16 protein-coding genes and 1 pseudogene are annotated in these 16,108 nt (G+C 69.1%); 2 read left to right on the top strand and 15 right to left on the bottom strand.

Annotation, left to right across the window (positions count from 1 at the left end):
- Positions 1-79: 79 nt before the first annotated feature.
- The 9 genes and pseudogenes from AB3K92_RS38630 to AB3K92_RS38590 all read right to left on the bottom strand — a co-directional run bounded on the left by AB3K92_RS38630 (position 80) and on the right by AB3K92_RS38590 (position 7,099).
- Positions 80-298 carry a hypothetical protein gene (locus AB3K92_RS38630; RefSeq protein ID WP_021162109.1) on the bottom strand — a complete coding sequence of 73 codons (219 nt, stop codon included), beginning with the start codon at positions 296-298 and terminating at the stop codon, positions 80-82.
- A complete protein-coding gene (locus tag AB3K92_RS38625; protein ID WP_369466846.1) occupies positions 298-753 on the bottom strand; it encodes a hypothetical protein in 456 nt (151 codons plus the stop codon). The genes AB3K92_RS38630 and AB3K92_RS38625 overlap by 1 nt, the downstream gene beginning before the upstream one ends.
- 82 nt (positions 754-835) lie before the next feature.
- Positions 836-1,156: a DNA-binding transcriptional regulator gene (locus AB3K92_RS38620; RefSeq protein ID WP_021162107.1), complete on the bottom strand. Its 321-nt coding sequence runs from the start codon at positions 1,154-1,156 to the stop codon at positions 836-838.
- A pseudogene (locus AB3K92_RS38615) lies at positions 1,152-1,355 on the bottom strand (type II toxin-antitoxin system RelE/ParE family toxin); the annotation flags it as partial. The gene AB3K92_RS38620 and the pseudogene AB3K92_RS38615, both read right to left, overlap by 5 nt.
- 147 nt (positions 1,356-1,502) lie before the next feature.
- Positions 1,503-3,320, bottom strand: coding sequence for a glutamine--fructose-6-phosphate transaminase (isomerizing) (gene glmS / locus AB3K92_RS38610; RefSeq protein ID WP_226206293.1), 1,818 nt, complete (start codon positions 3,318-3,320; stop codon positions 1,503-1,505).
- Between the two features lie 54 nt (positions 3,321-3,374).
- Positions 3,375-4,736, bottom strand: coding sequence for a bifunctional UDP-N-acetylglucosamine diphosphorylase/glucosamine-1-phosphate N-acetyltransferase GlmU (glmU, locus tag AB3K92_RS38605; protein ID WP_059490410.1), 1,362 nt, complete (start codon positions 4,734-4,736; stop codon positions 3,375-3,377).
- A gap of 135 nt (positions 4,737-4,871) precedes the next feature.
- Entirely contained in the window at positions 4,872-5,876 is a 1,005-nt protein-coding gene (gene ttcA, locus AB3K92_RS38600; protein WP_048026641.1) for a tRNA 2-thiocytidine(32) synthetase TtcA, read from the bottom strand.
- The gene (locus AB3K92_RS38595; protein WP_006407992.1) at positions 5,873-6,277 is read right to left on the bottom strand and encodes a dihydroneopterin aldolase; all 405 of its coding nucleotides are present in this window, start codon (positions 6,275-6,277) and stop codon (positions 5,873-5,875) included. The genes ttcA and AB3K92_RS38595 overlap by 4 nt, the downstream gene beginning before the upstream one ends.
- 78 nt (positions 6,278-6,355) lie before the next feature.
- Positions 6,356-7,099: an SDR family oxidoreductase gene (locus AB3K92_RS38590; protein WP_059586355.1), complete on the bottom strand. Its 744-nt coding sequence runs from the start codon at positions 7,097-7,099 to the stop codon at positions 6,356-6,358.
- A 13-nt stretch (positions 7,100-7,112) separates the two neighbouring features.
- Between AB3K92_RS38590 and AB3K92_RS38585 the strand changes: the two genes are divergently transcribed.
- A complete protein-coding gene (locus tag AB3K92_RS38585) occupies positions 7,113-8,306 on the top strand; it encodes a class I SAM-dependent methyltransferase (RefSeq protein ID WP_059619687.1) in 1,194 nt (397 codons plus the stop codon).
- A gap of 296 nt (positions 8,307-8,602) precedes the next feature.
- The gene (locus AB3K92_RS38580) at positions 8,603-8,797 is read left to right on the top strand and encodes a DUF2905 domain-containing protein (RefSeq protein ID WP_021163761.1); all 195 of its coding nucleotides are present in this window, start codon (positions 8,603-8,605) and stop codon (positions 8,795-8,797) included.
- Positions 8,798-8,821: 24 nt separating this feature from the next.
- On the opposite strand, the gene AB3K92_RS38575 is transcribed toward AB3K92_RS38580, so the two are convergent.
- The 6 genes from AB3K92_RS38575 to AB3K92_RS38550 form a co-directional block, all read right to left on the bottom strand.
- Positions 8,822-9,043 carry a hypothetical protein gene (locus AB3K92_RS38575; protein ID WP_021163760.1) on the bottom strand — a complete coding sequence of 74 codons (222 nt, stop codon included), beginning with the start codon at positions 9,041-9,043 and terminating at the stop codon, positions 8,822-8,824.
- Between the two features lie 112 nt (positions 9,044-9,155).
- Entirely contained in the window at positions 9,156-10,064 is a 909-nt protein-coding gene (locus AB3K92_RS38570) for a carbohydrate kinase (RefSeq protein WP_027788957.1), read from the bottom strand.
- Positions 10,061-11,341, bottom strand: a complete 1,281-nt coding sequence (locus AB3K92_RS38565) for an AGE family epimerase/isomerase (protein ID WP_027788958.1) — start codon at positions 11,339-11,341, stop codon at positions 10,061-10,063. Before AB3K92_RS38565 ends, AB3K92_RS38570 begins: the two co-directional genes overlap by 4 nt.
- Positions 11,338-12,357 carry a LacI family DNA-binding transcriptional regulator gene (locus AB3K92_RS38560; protein ID WP_021163757.1) on the bottom strand — a complete coding sequence of 340 codons (1,020 nt, stop codon included), beginning with the start codon at positions 12,355-12,357 and terminating at the stop codon, positions 11,338-11,340. The genes AB3K92_RS38565 and AB3K92_RS38560 overlap by 4 nt, the downstream gene beginning before the upstream one ends.
- 388 nt (positions 12,358-12,745) lie before the next feature.
- On the bottom strand, positions 12,746-14,584 hold the full coding sequence (locus tag AB3K92_RS38555; RefSeq protein WP_059856956.1) for a phosphodiesterase: 1,839 nt from the start codon (positions 14,582-14,584) through the stop codon (positions 12,746-12,748).
- 378 nt (positions 14,585-14,962) lie between these two features.
- Positions 14,963-15,994, bottom strand: a complete 1,032-nt coding sequence (locus AB3K92_RS38550) for a bile acid:sodium symporter family protein (protein ID WP_059492026.1) — start codon at positions 15,992-15,994, stop codon at positions 14,963-14,965.
- Positions 15,995-16,108 lie beyond the last annotated feature (114 nt).

The following is a 16,108-nucleotide window of genomic DNA, read 5'->3' as shown; positions in this document are numbered from 1 at the left end:
CGATGACGCCCCTTTTTTCATTGTCGGCTCGCGGCCGACTCGTGCCCGGCGTCGACCACGGCGCGCAGGTCGCGCACGCTCAGCGGTGGCTGTCGATCCAGGCGCGGGCCCATTCGAGCCCCGCTTCGCGCGCGTCGTCCTCGGTGTCGAACACGCCGAGCACGCCGGACGCCTCCACCAGCTTGTTGTTCTGCGTGATCGTGCCGCTCGCCGCGAAGCGCTCGGGCTGCAGGATCTCGTCCTGCTGCAGGATCGCGTGGCCCCAGATCTGGTAGCCGTGGTAGGTTTGCGCTTCCATTATCGAGTCACCTCCGCGGAGCGGTTGTGCGTGCCGACACGCAGCACGTTGCCGTCCGGTGTGTATTGCCGCGGGATGTCGGAGTAATTCAGCGCGTGCTGCGCATCGGGCGCAGCCGGCTGCATGACCGTCAGGCGTCCCGGTGCGGGCTGCGCGACGGGGCGCGGTGCGGCCGGCGTCTCGGCCGCGGTGGCGGGCGGACGATGCGAGCCGGCTTTCACCGCCTGCGCGACACGGCGCTTGTGCGGTTTCACCGCGGCTTTCGGTGTGGCATTCGCGTGCTTCTCTACGCTCTTGCCGGCGCGTGCATCGGCGCCGGTGTGCGCGGCCGGCGTGCGGGCGGCCGGCTGCCGCGCCTCGGGCGGGTTCCAGACTTCGACGTAGTGCTCGGCGGCCCGGCCCGTCGACGCGAACGTCAGTGCCAGCAATCCGCATCCAAAGAGTCTTACTGCCATTGTGTCTCCGTCATATTCGTTGCGGGGCGCGTCGCGGTATCCGGTGCGGGGGCGGCCGTGCAGGGGGATTCGGGGGGGCGGTTCAGGAGAACACCTCGAGCCCGTGTTTCTCGACGATCTGGAGCATCCGTGCGGCAATGCCGCCCGGCCGCTTGTCGCCCTGTTCCCATTGGCGGATCGTCGACGCCGTCGTGTTCAGGTAGAGCGCGAACACGCTCTGGCTGACATTGACGGATTTGCGGATGCGGGCGATGGCTTCCGGATCGAACCGCGGGGCGGCTTCGATGCGGAGATCGTCGTATTCGCGCATCGTCTTCTTGTCGATCAACGCGGCACGACAGAGGCCCGACGCGGCGCCGTGGATCGCCTCCGTTGCGTCGCTCTTGAATCGACTCCTGGCCATTGCAAATCTCCACCCGCTCTTTCAGTGTGACCAGCGTCGCGATATCGGCGCCGGTGCGGCGCCCGACATCCGCGGCGAACTTGCTGACGGCACGCCGTTCGCGTGCGTCGATGTCGTCCCGGTCGGGTTGGGCGAACAGGAATACGCAAACGCGCACCTGCCCGACCTTGCCCGGCACGATCCCGCGCCGCCGATTACCGGCATGTCGGGCCGATCAGGTCAGCACAGGATTATATGCCACTACGTGGTACATATTTCGACCTGGCCGAATGGCCTGCCCGAATGGCCGGCTTCGAGCCGATACGGGGTCGGGACGGCTTCGCGGGGCCGTCCCGGTCGTCCCGCCTTACTCCACCGTCACCGATTTCGCGAGGTTCCGCGGCTTGTCGACGTCGGTGCCGCGCGCGCACGCGGTGTGATACGCGAGCAGCTGCAGCGGCACGACGTGCAGGATCGGCGACAGTTGCCCGTAATGCTCCGGCATCCGGATCACGTGCAGGCCGTCGTCGTTGACGATCTGCGTGTCGGCATCGGCGAACACGTACAGCTCGCCGCCGCGCGCGCGCACTTCCTGCATGTTCGACTTCAGCTTCTCGAGCAGCGTGTCGTTCGGCGCGACCGTGACGACCGGCATCGCTTCCGTGACGAGCGCGAGCGGCCCGTGCTTCAGTTCGCCGGCCGGATAGGCCTCGGCGTGGATGTACGAGATTTCCTTCAGCTTCAGCGCGCCTTCGAGCGCGATCGGGTAGTGCAGCCCGCGGCCGAGGAACAGCGCGTTTTCCTTGCGCGCGAATTCCTCCGACCACGCGATGATCTGCGGCTCCAGTGCCAGCACGCTGTTCAGCGCGGCCGGCAGGTGGCGCAACTGCTTCAGGAACTCGGCTTCCTGCGCGGCATCGACGTGACCGCGCAGCTTGCCGAGCGTCGCGGCGAGCACGAACAGCGCGACGAGCTGCGTCGTGAACGCCTTCGTCGACGCAACACCGATCTCGGTGCCCGCGTGCGTCAGGAACTGCATCTCGGTGAGGCGCACCATCGCGCTCGTCGCGACGTTGCACACGGCGAGCGTGTGCGTGTGGCCGAGCGACTGCGCGTGCTTGAGCGCCGCGAGCGTGTCGGCCGTCTCGCCCGACTGCGAGATCACGAGCACGAGCTGGCGCGGGTTCGGCACCGATTCGCGGTAGCGGTATTCGCTCGCGATCTCGACCTGGGTCGGGATCTTCGCGATCGATTCGAGCCAGTACTTGGCGGTGAGGCCCGAGTAGTAGCTCGTGCCGCATGCGAGGATCAGCAGGCTGTCGATCTCCGCGAACGCGGCGGGCGCGGCGTCGCCGAACAGCGTCGCGTCGAAGGCTTCCGTCTGCGGCACGGTATCGCTGATCGCGCGCGGCTGCTCGAAGATTTCCTTCTGCATGAAGTGGCGATACGGGCCCAGCTCGACCGCGCCGCCGTATGCGCTGACCACGCGAATTTCGCGCTGCACGGTGGCGCCGTGGCGATCGACGATCGTCACGCCGTCGAGCGACAGCTCGCACACGTCGCCTTCCTCGAGGAACGTGAAGCGGTCGGTGCTGCCGGCCAGCGCGAGCGCGTCGGACGCGAGGAAGTTCTCGCCGTCGCCGTGACCGACGACGAGCGGCGACCCCTGGCGCGCGCCGACGACGGTGTGCGGCTGGTCCTTGTGCGTCACCGCGATCGCATACGCGCCGTGCAGTTGCTGCACGGCTTCGCGCACCGCGTCGAACAGGTTGCCGCGATACAGGCTGTGCACGAGGTGGGCGATCACTTCGGTGTCGGTCTGCGACACGAATTCGTAGCCCTTCGCGCGCAGCGATTCACGCAGCGTTTCGAAGTTCTCGATGATGCCGTTGTGCACGAGCGCGAGCGCGTTCGACGAGAAGATCGGGTGCGCGTTGTGCGTGACCGGCGCGCCGTGCGTGGCCCAGCGCGTGTGCGCGACGCCGGTCGTGCCTTCGAGGTGCGTGTCGCGCACCTGCGCATCGAGATCGGCGACGCGCTCAACGCTGCGCGCGCGCTTCGGCGCGCCCGGTTCGAGCACGGCGACGCCGCACGAGTCGTAACCCCGGTATTCGAGGCGCCGCAATCCTTCGATCAGCACCGGAACGATATTACGTTGCGCAACTGCGCCGACAATGCCGCACATGAATGGTCAATCCTGTCAGTCGAAGCGGGCGCCGCGCGGGCGCCCGCAAAAGGTTCAGCTCTTTTTCTTGACCGGGCGGACGTAGCCGCTCTTCGCGGTCTGCGTCTTCTCGTTCAATGCGAGGACGCCTTCGGCGACGTCCTTCCAGATCGTCGTGCCGGCGGCGATCGTCACGCCGCGGCCGACGCGCACGGGCGCGACCAGCTGCGTGTCGGAGCCGACGAACACGTCGTCCTCGATCACGGTGCGGAACTTGTTCGCGCCGTCGTAGTTGCAGGTGATCGTGCCCGCGCCGATGTTCACGCGCGCGCCGATGTCGGCGTCGCCGATGTACGTGAGGTGGTTCGCCTTCGAGCCGTGGCCGATCACCGCGTTCTTCACCTCGACGAAGTTGCCGACGTGCGCTTCGTCCGCGAGCTGTGCGCCGGGGCGCAGCCGCGCGTACGGGCCGATCACGGTGTGCGCGCCGAGCTCGGCGCCGTCGATGTGCGTGAACGCGTCGATGCGCGTGCCCGCGCCGACCGACGCGTTGCGGATCACGCAGTTCGCGCCGATCGTCACGTTGTCCGCGAGCGTCACGTTGCCCTCGAACACGCAGTTCACGTCGATCGACACGTCGCGGCCGCAGCGCAGCGTGCCGCGCACGTCGACGCGTGCCGGATCGGCGAGCGTGACGCCGTCGACGAGCAGCGTTTCGGCGATATTGCGCTGATGAATGCGTTCGAGCTCGGCGAGCTGCGCCTTGCTGTTCACGCCGAGCGTTTCCCATTCCTCGTCGGGTTGGGCGGTGACGACCTCGAAACCGGCCTCGATCGCGAGTTCGACGACGTCGGTCAGGTAGTACTCGCCCTGCGCGTTTTCGTTCTTCAGCGCGCCGAGCCACATCGACAGCTGGGCCGTCGGCGTGACGATGATGCCGGTGTTGATCTCGGCGATCCGCAGCTCGTCCGGCGACGCATCCTTCTGCTCGACGATGCGCGTGACGAAGCCGGCCGCGTCGCGCACGATGCGGCCGTAGCCGGTCGGATCGTCGAGCGTGACGGTCAGAATCCCGTAGCGGCCTTCGCGCGCGGCATCGACGAGGCGCTGCAGCGTCGACGCGCGCGTGAGCGGCACGTCGCCGTACAGCACGAGCGTCGGTTGTGCGGGATCGAGGAGCGGCAGGGCCTGACGCACCGCATGGCCGGTGCCGAGCTGCTCGGCCTGCACCGCGAACTGGACGTCGGGCGCGGCGACGGCAGCCTGGACCTGCTCGGCACCGTGACCGACGACGACGACGAGCCGGGACGGCTGCAGCGTGCGCGCGGTGTCGATGACGTGGGAGAGGAGCGGCCTGCCGGCCAGGGGGTGAAGCACTTTCGGCAGCGCGGAACGCATGCGCTTGCCGGTGCCTGCCGCCAAAATCACGATATTCATGGCGCCAGCTTGTCAGAGGAGTTCGAAGCCGACCATTTTAGCATGCGGCCCCTGGCGCTCCGGGCCTGTCGCGGCGGGGCGACAGCGCCGGAAAAGGGCCGCCCGGCCCTGTTCCGGCGGGTATTCGGGCCCTGCTTACAGGTCGTCGAACTGGACGATCGAGATCGGCCGGGCCGCGATCGACTCACCCGGCGCCGCTGCGTCGTCGCCCGACGCGCACGGTTCCTCGTCGAACGCGATGTCGCCTTGCGGATCGGCCTCGCCGGTCGCGCGCAGCGACTGGAACGGGTACAGCGTCGTGTCCATCAGGTGCGACGGCACGACCTTCGCGAGCGCGTTGAACATGTTGTCGACGCGGCCCGGGAAGCGCTTGTCCCATTCGCGGATCAGCGCCTTCATTTCCGCGCGCTTCAGGTTCGGCTGGCTGCCGCACAGGTTGCACGGGATGATCGGGAATTCGCGAAGCTCCGCGTATTTCTCGAGATCGGTTTCCTTCACGTACGCGAGCGGGCGGATCACGATGTTCTTGCCGTCGTCCGACTGCAGCTTCGGCGGCATCCCCTTCAGCTTGCCGCCGTAGAACATGTTGAGCAGCAGCGTCTGCACGATGTCGTCGCGGTGATGGCCGAGCGCGATCTTGGTCGCGCCGAGCTCGCCGGCCACGCGGTACAGGATCCCGCGGCGCAGCCGCGAGCACAGCGAGCAGGTCGTCTTGCCTTCGGGCACGAGCCGCTTGACGATGCTGTAGGTGTCCTGGTTCTCGATGTGGAACGGCACGCCGACCTGCTTCAGGTACTCGGGCAGTACGTGCTCGGGGAAGCCCGGCTGCTTCTGGTCGAGGTTCACCGCGACGATGTCGAAATCGATCGGCGCGCGCTCGCGCAGGCGCAGCAGCACGTCGAGCATCGCGTAGCTGTCCTTGCCGCCCGACAGGCACACCATCACCTTGTCGCCCTGCTCGATCATGTTGAAGTCACCGATGGCCTGGCCGACCTGGCGCACGATCCGCTTGAACAGCTTGTTGTTCTCGTACGCTTCCTTCTGTTCGCGGCGCGTCAGCGCCGGGCGGCCGGCCGGGTCGGCGGCTGCGTCGTGGGTGGCGGCATCGGCCGCCGCGTCATTCATGTGGGGGGCGTTCATGCGCGCTCCTCGTCCTTGATGCGAAAGACTTCGACGCCGACGGCGTCGCAGTCCGGATAAGCGTCCGGTTTCTCGGTACAGACGCGTACCGCGCGCACGGCGTCGTGCGCCAGCAGGTGCGCGGCGATCGCGTCGCACAGCGTTTCCTGCAGGTGGATGTGGCCGCGCGCCACGCATTGCGCGACGCTCTGCTTCATCAGGTCGTAGTCGACGACTTCATGCAGCCGGTCGTCCACGGGAGTGGAGCGCGCGAGCGGCACGAACAGGTCGACGTTGATGACGACGCGCTGCTCGCCGCGCTTCTCGTGTTCGAAGGCACCGATGTTGATGTGCACTTCGTAGTCGCGCAGGTAGAGCCTGCGGCAGTCCGCGAGGCGGGGGTGCAGGAGAGCGGAAAACATGGTCGTCCCAGTCAAATTGGCGTGCGCACACGCAAAGCGGCGCGGGCGGCGGCAGTCAGGCCGCGCGATCCGCGCAGTTCATTCATTCGGGCCGGCGGCCGGCGGCACGAGGTGCTCGCCGCCGTCGACGGTCAGCGTCGCGCCCGTGACGCCGGGCGCGCTCGCGAGATAGCAGGCGGCCGCGGCGATGTCGTCCGCGTGCGCCGCGTGGCCGCGCACGAGCGCCGCGACCCGCACCTTCGGCGCGAGCGCCAGCGCCAGCGCCGACGTCGCGCGGTTCAGCGCGGCCTGCATCAGCGCGTGCGACAACTGCGCAGGCGCAGGGTGAAACAGCGCCTGGTCCAGCACGTGGATCGCGCATGCGCGCAGCGCTTCGTGCTCGCGCGCGGCGTCGGGCGTCGCATCGGCGAGCGCGCGGGCCAGCGCGAGCGGCGCCGTCACGTTGCGCGCGAGTGCGCCGGCGAGCGACGCGCCGTCTACCGTGTGCGCGTCGTCGGCGCCCGCGCTGGCGCTCACGAACACCGCGCACGCGGGCCGGCCGAGCGCCGCGCCGCACGCGGCGACGAGTGCGGCGGCTTCGGCTTCCAGGGCCAGATCGGCGTCGAGCACGACCGCGCGGCGGCCGAGCGCCGCGACTTCGGCGACGAGCGCGTCGGCGGCCGCAAGCGGCGTGCCGGGGCTGCGCTGCAACGCGACGTCCCAGCCGCGCCGGGCGAATCCCGTCGCGAGCGCACGACCGATCGACGCGGCGTCGGCCGCGCTGCCCAGGGCACCGGTGACGAGCGCCACGCGCAGGGTCGACGTATCGGCTGAAACGGTCATTTACAATGCCGGGATGAACCCGAAAGCTCACGAACCCGCTAGTTTACCTGCTCCCGGCCCTGACGCGCTCGCGCAGTCCGAAACCCTTGCCGCGCAACTGCGCGACGAGATCGCGGCGGCCGGCGGCTGGCTGCCGTTCGACCGCTTCATGGAGCGTGCGCTGTACGCGCCCGGCCTCGGCTATTACAGCGGCGGCGCGCGCAAGTTCGGGCGCCGCGCCGACGACGGCAGCGACTTCGTCACCGCCCCCGAGCTGTCGCCGCTGTTCGCTCAGACGCTCGCGCAGCCGGTCGCGGAAGCGCTCGCGGCGAGCGGCACGCGTTGCGTGATGGAATTCGGCGCCGGCACGGGCAAGCTCGCGGCCGGTCTGCTCGCGGCGCTCGACGCGCTGGGCGCCGGACTCGACGAATACCTGATCGTCGACCTGTCCGGCGAACTGCGCGAACGGCAGCGCGACACGATCACGGCCGCCGCGCCGGCGCTCGCCGCGAAGGTGCGCTGGCTCGACGCGCTGCCCGAGCGGTTCGACGGCGTCGTGGTCGGCAACGAGGTGCTCGATGCGATGCCCGTGCGCCTGTTCGCGAAGGCGGGCGGCGCATGGCAGGAGCGCGGTGTCGCGCTCGACGCGCGGCAGGCGTTCGTGTTCGAGGACCGTCCGGCCGCGCCGGCCGGCCTGCCGGCGGTGCTCGCGGGGCTCGACGAGGCGGGCGACGGTTACGTGACCGAGACGCACGAGGCCGCGCTGGCGTTCACGCGCACCGTCTGCACGATGCTCGGGCGCGGCGCGGTGCTGCTGGTCGACTACGGCTTTCCCGCGCACGAGTACTACCACCCGCAGCGCGACCGCGGCACGCTGATGTGCCACTACCGGCACCATGCGCACGACGATCCGTTCCTGTACCCGGGGCTGCAGGACATCACCGCGCACGTTGAATTCACCGGCATCTACGACGCGGCCGTCGCGACCGGCGCCGACCTGCTCGGTTACACGTCGCAGGCGCGCTTCCTGCTGAACGCGGGCATCACCGACGCGCTGGCCGCGATCGATCCGTCGGACATCCGTGAATTCCTGCCGGCCGCGAACGCGGTGCAGAAGCTGATTTCCGAGGCCGAGATGGGCGAGCTGTTCAAGGTGATCGCGTTCTCGCGCGGCATCGACGGCACACTCGACGCGTTCGCGCGCGGCGATCGCTCGCACGCACTCTGACGGGACTAGGGCCTGTTTCCATATGGAACGCACATGCGAATGCCCGAAATCGCTCGTAGGGCAAGGAGTGAGGAGCGCCGTTTGGCCGCGCCAAACAAGGGACGAGCGACGCCGCCATACGGGCGATTTCGGGCATTCCCGTGACATGATTCTTTTAATTTGGGGTTGCCACGAGAACGGCCGCTCGCCGCGTTGCGCTCCTTGCGAATACGTCCAGTATTCGCGGCGTCGCGCGCCTCGCGAGCGGCCGTTCTCGTGGCAACGCATGCGCGTTCCATATGGAAACAGGCCCTAGCATGCTGCGCTGGCTGTTGACGACGTTCGTCGCGGTGATGATCCTGACGCGCTGCTGGCCGTGGCTCGGCAAGCTCGGCATCGGGCGGATGCCGGGCGACGTCACGCTGACGCTCGGCGGGCGGCGCTACCCGTTCCCGTTCATGTCGACGCTGGTGCTGACGATGCTGGTATCGATGGTGGCGCGGCTGCTCTGAGCCGCGCCTCAAGGTCGGTGCGCGTTACAGCTCGATCTCGCCGAGAATCCGGTGCGCGAGCGCTTTCGCCTCGTCGAACGCCTCTTCCTCGCTGGGGCTCGTCGAGTGGACGTCGTAACGTGTGTTCTCGGTGTCGTCCCCGTCGTCGCGCGAGAGGATCACGTAACCCTGGAACTGCCCGTTGCCCGCGTGCTGGGTATGCGCCTTGGCCGTGTAGATGCCTTTCGTGAACGTGTTCGTGTCCATGGTGCTCTCCCGCAAAAGGACACTTCATCGTAGCACTGCGGCGCAGCATGTACAGCGCCGCTTATCGGTGACCGAACAGCGTCCGGTCACCGTTCGTGCCATCGGTGTGCCGTCAGCGTTCGATCAGTGCGACGACCTCGTCGAGCGTCGGCGCGTGCGCACCCGTATGCCGGCACGCCGCTGCGCCCGCGGCCAGCGCGAACACGAGATGCTCGCGCCACGTGCGCTGCGGCGCGGCCATCAGGCTGAACAGCATGCCGCCGATCGACGCGTCGCCCGCACCGACGGTGTCGGCCACCTCGACGCGCGGCGGGCTGGCTTCATGCACGTCACCGTCCGCGTAGAGCGTCGCCGCCTGCGCGCCGCGCGTGACGAGCACGGCCGCGCGCGGGTTCAGCGTGCGCACCGCGGCGATCGCGTCGGGGCCGTCGCCGCCGAACAGGTGCCGCAGGTCCTCGTCGGACACCTTGATCAGGTCGGCGAGCGCGGCCATCTTTTCCAGCGTCGGCCGGTACGCGGCCGTCATCAGGTTCCGGACGTTCGGGTCGAAGCTGATCTTCACGCCGCGCGCGTGCAGGTCGGCCGCGAGCGCGGCCAGCGTGCCGGCGAGCGGTTCGCGCACGAGGCTGATGCAGCCGAAATGTGCCCATTTCACGTGGTCGGTCCAGCCGGCCGGCAGCCGCGCCGGATCGAACGCGAGATCGGCGCTCGCTTCGCCGATGAAGAAATACGCGGGCGGGCGTGTCTCGTGAACGATCGCGAGCAGCGGCGGCCGTGCGACGCGCTGCAGGAAGCGCAGGTCGAGCCCGGCCGCGTCGCTCGTGCGCCACAGCACGTCGGAGAAGCAGTCTTCGCCGATCGATCCCGCGAGCGCGCTCGGCACGCCGAGCCGCGCAACCGCGCGCGCGACGTTCCAGCCGGCGCCGCCCGGTACCGACGTCCATTGCGCATCGCCCGCGCGCACCATGTCGGTCAGGATGTCGCCTGCCGACACGAAAGCCGGAAACGTGCCGCCGCTCATTGCGTCGGCTCGCTGCGCTGCGCGCGCGCGAGGGTTGCCAGCACGTCGTAGCACGCGCCCATCGTGTGATAGTCGGTCTTGCCGGCCGGGCTCTTCTCGTCGCTGTACTTGCGGTTGTCGCAGGTGAGGATGCGGTACCACGCGCCGTAGCGGTGATCGACGAAGTGCGCCCAGCTATAGCGCCAGATCTCGTCGTACCAGTCCCAGAAGCGCTCGCTGCCGGTGCGCGCGCCGAGCATCGCGGCCGCCGCGAAGGTCTCCGCCTGCACCCAGAAATACTTGTTGTGGTCGCAGATCGTGAAGTCGGGGCCGAAGCCGTAGTACAGGCCGCCGTGGTCGGCGTCCCATGCGTGCGTGAGCGCGGCGTCGAACAGCTCGGCCGCGCGCGGCACGAGCCAGTCGAGCGGGCGGTGCCGTTCGAGGATCAGCAGCAGCTTCGCCCATTCGGTCTGGTGCCCGGGCTGGAAGCCCCACGGGCGAAAGATGTTCGAGCTGTCTTCCTTGTTGTAGTCCCAGTCGACCGACCAGTCCGCATGGTAGTGCTCCCACACGAGCCCGCCCGACAGCGCGGCCTGGCGTTGCGTGATGTGGGACGCGAGCTTTTCCGCGCGATCGAGGTACGTGAGGTGCCCGGTCGCCTCGTGGGCCGCGAGCAGCGCCTCGGTCATGTGCATGTTCGCGTTCTGGCCGCGGTACGACGACACGATCCAGTTCGGCGTCGCGTCGTCCGCGTAGAGGCCCGCGGCCGCGTCCCAGAAGCGGTGCTCGGCGAGCTCGTAGGTGGCCGCGATCAGCGGGCGTGCCTCGTCGATGCCGGCCATCGTCGCGTGCGCGGCCGCGAGCAGCACGAACGCGAGCCCGTAGCAGTGGCGCGTGCCGTCGAGCGTCGCGCGCTTCGCACCGTCGCGCCAGTCGAGTTCCCAGTCGTAGCCCTGCAGTTCGTCGTCCCAGTGCGCGTCGCGCAGGAAGCGCAGCCCGTGGCGTGCGTATTCCAGGTGGCGCGGATCGCCGAAATGCCGGTACGCCATCGCGTAGTTGAAGACGAACCGGCAACTGCTGACGAGGTGGCGCGACGTGCGGTTGTAGATGCTGCCGTCGTCGCGGAAGTAGTGGTAGAAGCCGCCCGTCGGGTCGAACGCGTTCGTTGCGTAGAAGCGCAGCGTGTCCTCGATGTGCGACAGCAGGAACGACGGATCGCGGAAACTCGCGACGAACGGCGCGGCTTGCGTGTGGGCGGCCGGCGCGGCGGTGCAGGGTTGGACCGGGGGCATGTTCATGATTCGGTGACCGTGGCGGTATCGAGTGCCGGGGAGCCGGCGGGCTGACTGCTGGCCCGCACGATCAGCTCGACGGGCAGGGAAATCTCGGTGCGTTCGGGCGAGTCGGCGAGCAGCAGCTCGACGCCGCGGCGGCCGAGCGCTTCCTTGTCGACCGCGAGCGTCGTGAGCGGCGGGCTCGCGTGCGCGGCGGCCGGGATGTTGTCGAAGCCGACGATCGCGATGTCGTCCGGAATCCGCAGGCCGCGCGCGGTGCACACGCGCTGCGCGGCGAGCGCGGCCGCGTCGTTGTACGCGAACACGGCTTCGGGGCGCGGGCCCGGCGCGTCGAGCAGCTGCTCCATCGCGCGCGCGGCGCCGGTGTCGGGATCGAGCCCCGCGTCGATCGTCACTTCGTAGGCGGGATCGAACAACCGCCCCGCTTCGAAGAACGCGCGCCGGTAGCCGATCGCGCGCTGCGCGATGCTGTAGTGCGCGGGCGAGCCGCCGATGAACGCAATCCGCGTGCGGCCGGTGGCGAGCAGGTGGCGCATCGCGAGCGCCGCACCCGTTGCGTTGTCGATGTTCACCGAGCGCAGGCCGGGCGCCCACAGGTCGATCAGCACGAGCGGCCGGCCGGTCGCGGCGAGCGCCTCGATCGTTTCCGGCTCGATGAAGCCGGCCACCGCGATTGCGTCGGGCGCGTGCGGGCGCATCTGGCGCAGCACGTCGTCGTTCGGCCCGACCGTCAGCAGCGTCGGCACGATGCCGCGCTCGCGGCAGGCGTCTTCGACGCCGTGCAGCACGTGCGAGAAGAACGGGCTGGCCGGAAAGCGGTTGTGCTGGCGATGGAGCAGGAAGGTGAGCCGGCGGATGCGCGGCCGCAGCTGCGCGGGATCGTAGCCGAGCCGCTGCGCGATCTCAACGATGCGCGCACGCGTGGCTTCGGACAGGCCCGGCTGGTTTTTCAGCGCGCGGGAGACGGTGCCGATCGAGACCTCTGCCGCCCGCGCCACATCGCGAATGGTGGTACCCATCGTTCGTTCGGGGTCCGGTTTGTTTAGAGTGAAAGCGATTGTATAGTAAAACGTATCGCGGAATTCGGGCCGGATAACCGGGGAATACCCGGAAATTACCGGCTTTTAAGCGCTAATCTGCGAAAACGACGTTACTAAAAATACTAAACAAAACACGAAAAAGGCAAGGTGGACGTGCCGGTGCCCGGCGAGCGGGAAGTGGCGGCCAGCGTGCCGGCTTCGCGCATGGGTGCACGCGTGCCCGGCGGCTTGCTCGGGCCGGCGGGAAGGCCGGGCGCAACGAGCGGCCCGGCAGCGCGGCGGGCGTCCGGGCGTGACGGACGGCGGCGCATCGCCGCCGCATCGGGCACCTTGCGCCCGCGAACGAGGGAGGCCGGCTGCCCGCCGGTCAGCGTATTGCCACGGCCGGCGGTTCGCCGCGATCGCGCAGCGCGGCGCGGCCCGCATCGAGGTCGACGACCGCGAGCCCGTCCGGCTGCTGTTTCGCGCGCCGCTTCGCGAGCGCGGCGACCGATGCGATCTCGTCGCTGCCGTAGCGCTTCGCGCCGTGCGCGCCGGCCGGCACGCCGACCGCGCCGATCGCCATCGTCACGAAACCGAAGAACGCCGGGTTGCCGTGGCGGTCCTCGCCGCGCAGCCCGCCCGCCTGCCGGTCGGCCTGCGTGTAGAAGCGCTGCGCGCCGTCGTTGAAGCGCGCGATCGCGTCGGCGGCGCGTTTGCGCCAGTCGTCGCGCTGGAACAGCACGAGGAAATCGTCGCCGCCGACGTGCCCGAGAAAGTCGCGCTGCGGATCGCACACGCCGGCCAGCACCGTCGCGGCGAACTTCAGCACCTCGTCGCCCTGCCAGTAGCCGTACTGGTCGTTGAACGGCTTGAACTGGTTCAGGTCGACGTAGCACGCATGAAAGCCGGCGTCGCGCTGGAGCAGGCGGTCGATGTGCGCGCTGATCGGGATGTTGCCGGGCAGGAACGTCAGCGGGTTCGCATAACGCGCGGCCTCGATGCGCATCTCGGTCACCGCGCGCACGAGGCTCTCGCCGGTGCCGAGCCCGACGTAGCGGCCGTGTTCGGTGATCACGACGCCGTCCGCAAGGTAGCGCTGGTCGTGGCTCGCGAGCAGCATCGCGAGCTGCTCGAACGTCGTCGCGTTGTCGATCATCAGCGGCGAGTCGTTCGCGAACTGCAGGCACGGCTTCTTCCCGAACACCTCGCGGTGGTACGGCAGCGCGAAGCGGTCGATGAAGCCGCGGCGATTCACGAGCGCGACGGGCCGCCCGCGTTCGACGAGTGCGACCGCGTGCAGGTCGGGCATCCGGTTGAACAGGTCGAGCACATCGTTGCTGGTCGCGTCGCGCGGCAGGGCCGGCGCCGGAACCAGCATCTTTCCGGCGATCGTGCCGGCCGGCCGCACCGGGCGCGTCGCGCCGGGAAACACCGCGATGTGCGGCGTGCGAATCGCGTCACGCGCGGCCGGTGCGACGACCCGCGACGGCCGCGCGTTCGGCCGGCCGAGCAGGAAACCCTGCACGCAGCAGATGCCCATGTCGCGCACGACGATCAGGTCGCTTTCGTTCTCGATGCCTTCCGCGATCAGTTGCGCGCCGCTTGCCTGCGCGAAGTGCTGCATCGCCTTCACGGCCTCGAACTTCAGCGGGTCGCGCGCGATGTCGTGGATGAAGAAGCGGTCGATCTTCACGACGTCCGGATGCAGGCGCAGCCACAGGTTCATGCTCGCGTTCGCGGTGCCGTAGTCGTCGAGCGCGAACTGGATGCCGGCGTCGCGCAGCGACGCGACTGCCGGCCCGATATGGGCGATGTCCGTCGTCGCGTTCTGCTCGGTCAGTTCGATCACGATGCGCTCGGCGCCGACCCGCGCACGGTCGAGCCGTTGGCGGGCGCGCTCGCGTTCGCGCGCGAGCTGCAGGATCGTGCCCGCGCTGAAATTGAGGAACAGCTTGCCGTCGCAGCCGAGCGCCGCGAACGCGTCGAGGCAGGTGAGCGCGGCGGCCTGTTCGAGCGCGATGGTCTCGCCGTCGCGCGCGGCCTGCGCGAACAGCGCGGCGGGCGTTTCGAGGTCTGTGCCGCGCGGGCCGCGTATCAGGCCCTCGTAGCCGACGACCGTCCCCGACCCGAGATCGACGATCGGCTGGAAGACGGCGGCCAGCGCACGATCCGCGATCAGGCGGGTGGTGCGGGCGGCGGCGGAGTCGGGATGGGGCGCGGGCATGGGCGAGGGCAGCCGAATCGACGGGACGCACGACTTAACGGCACCACTCGCGGAGAATTGAATGAAGATTTCGTGACGCGACGGGCATTGCTGGTGCATCGCGTGGGGGCGTGGGTGGAAGGGCGTTGCGGTGGGAAGGCGGGAGGGCGGAAGGCGGAAGGCGGAAGGCGGAAGGCGGAAGGCGGAAGGCGGAAGGCGGAAGGCGGAAGGCGGAAGGCGGAAGGCGGAAGGCGGAAGGCGGAAGGCGGAAGGCGGAAGGCGGAAGGCGGAAGGCGGAAGGCGGAAGGCGGAAGGCAGAAGGCAGAAGGCAGAAGGCAGAAGGCAGAAGGCATAGCCCCGGGACGGCACGACCCGGCGGCCGTCCCGCTGCCCCGACCGTCAGCGCTTGCCCGCGCTCAGCGCGCCGGGCGCCGATGCCGCGTCGCCCTCGTCGTGCTCGCCGCTCATGTCGCGCGCGCCCCAGCGCTGCGCGAGCGCCGCGCACGCCATCAGCTGGATCTGGTGGAACAGCATCAGCGGCAGCACGATCGCCCCGACCGCGTTCGCCGAGAAGATCACCTTCGCCATCGGCACGCCGGCCGCGAGGCTCTTCTTCGATCCGCAGAAGATGATCGTGATCTGGTCGGCGCGGTTGAAGCCGAGCCGCTTGCTGACGAACGCGGTCAGCAGGAGCGCGATCGCGAGCAGCACGAGGTTGACGACGAGCAGGCCGCCGAGCGCGCGCGGCGGGATCTGGTGCCAGAGGCCTTCGTTGACGGCCTCGCTGAACGCGACGTAGACGACCAGCAGGATCGAGCCCTGGTCGACGAAGCGCAGCACGCCGCGGTTGCGGTCGATCCAGCCGCCGATCACGGGCCGCAGCAACTGGCCGGCGATGAACGGCACGAGCAGCTGCATCACGATGCTGCCGACGGTGCTCCACGGCGACGCGGCGGCGGCCGATTGCGACGTGATCATCAGCCCGACGAGCGCCGGCGTGACGAAGATCCCGAGCAGGCTCGACGCGGATGCCGCGCACACGGCGGCAGGCACGTTGCCCTTCGCAATCGACGTGAACGCGATCGACGACTGGACCGTCGACGGCAGCGTGCACAGGAACAGCACGCCCGCATACAGCGTCGGCGTGACGAGCGGCTGAAGCACCGGCTTCAGCGCAAGGCCGAGCAGCGGGAACAGCGCGAACGTGCTGAGCAGCACGACCGCGTGCAGCCGCCAGTGCGTCGCGCCCGCGACGACGGCTTCACGCGACAGCTTCGCGCCGTGCAGGAAGAACAGCAGGCCGACGGCGATGTTGGTCGCCCAGTTGAACGCATGGGCGGCCGGGCCGCGGCAGGGCAGCAGGCTCGCCAGCACGACGGTGCCGACGAGCGCGAGCGTGAAGTTGTCGGGAAGAAAACGGGGACGGGCCATCGGGAACTCGATTCGGAAACGACGGGGGCGCGCGTCGCGCGCGCGGATGGCGCCATTGTCCCGGTTGATGATTCACTACACAAATTCATTGTGAGAATCGATTGATGAATCAAT

Origin of the sequence: Burkholderia sp. Bmkn7, from assembly GCF_041103175.1 — a bacterium.
Lineage (GTDB): Bacteria > Pseudomonadota > Gammaproteobacteria > Burkholderiales > Burkholderiaceae > Burkholderia > Burkholderia cepacia.
Note: the sequence above shows the minus strand (reverse complement) of the source record. Positions and strands in the feature narration are given on the sequence as shown.

Coding starts and splice junctions, on each gene's coding strand:
- glmU (WP_059490410.1), bottom strand. CDS start 4,736: ATGAATATCGTGATTTTGGCGGCAGGCACCGGCAAGCGCATGCGTTCC.
- AB3K92_RS38570 (WP_027788957.1), bottom strand. CDS start 10,064: ATGAGCGGCGGCACGTTTCCGGCTTTCGTGTCGGCAGGCGACATCCTG.
- AB3K92_RS38595 (WP_006407992.1), bottom strand. CDS start 6,277: ATGTTTTCCGCTCTCCTGCACCCCCGCCTCGCGGACTGCCGCAGGCTC.
- AB3K92_RS38580 (WP_021163761.1), top strand. CDS start 8,603: ATGCTGCGCTGGCTGTTGACGACGTTCGTCGCGGTGATGATCCTGACG.
- AB3K92_RS38585 (WP_059619687.1), top strand. CDS start 7,113: ATGAACCCGAAAGCTCACGAACCCGCTAGTTTACCTGCTCCCGGCCCT.
- AB3K92_RS38565 (WP_027788958.1), bottom strand. CDS start 11,341: ATGAACATGCCCCCGGTCCAACCCTGCACCGCCGCGCCGGCCGCCCAC.
- AB3K92_RS38550 (WP_059492026.1), bottom strand. CDS start 15,994: ATGGCCCGTCCCCGTTTTCTTCCCGACAACTTCACGCTCGCGCTCGTC.
- AB3K92_RS38590 (WP_059586355.1), bottom strand. CDS start 7,099: ATGACCGTTTCAGCCGATACGTCGACCCTGCGCGTGGCGCTCGTCACC.
- AB3K92_RS38555 (WP_059856956.1), bottom strand. CDS start 14,584: ATGCCCGCGCCCCATCCCGACTCCGCCGCCGCCCGCACCACCCGCCTG.
- AB3K92_RS38630 (WP_021162109.1), bottom strand. CDS start 298: ATGGAAGCGCAAACCTACCACGGCTACCAGATCTGGGGCCACGCGATC.
- AB3K92_RS38575 (WP_021163760.1), bottom strand. CDS start 9,043: ATGGACACGAACACGTTCACGAAAGGCATCTACACGGCCAAGGCGCAT.
- ttcA (WP_048026641.1), bottom strand. CDS start 5,876: ATGAACGCCCCCCACATGAATGACGCGGCGGCCGATGCCGCCACCCAC.
- AB3K92_RS38620 (WP_021162107.1), bottom strand. CDS start 1,156: ATGGCCAGGAGTCGATTCAAGAGCGACGCAACGGAGGCGATCCACGGC.
- AB3K92_RS38625 (WP_369466846.1), bottom strand. CDS start 753: ATGGCAGTAAGACTCTTTGGATGCGGATTGCTGGCACTGACGTTCGCG.
- glmS (WP_226206293.1), bottom strand. CDS start 3,320: ATGTGCGGCATTGTCGGCGCAGTTGCGCAACGTAATATCGTTCCGGTG.
- AB3K92_RS38560 (WP_021163757.1), bottom strand. CDS start 12,357: ATGGGTACCACCATTCGCGATGTGGCGCGGGCGGCAGAGGTCTCGATC.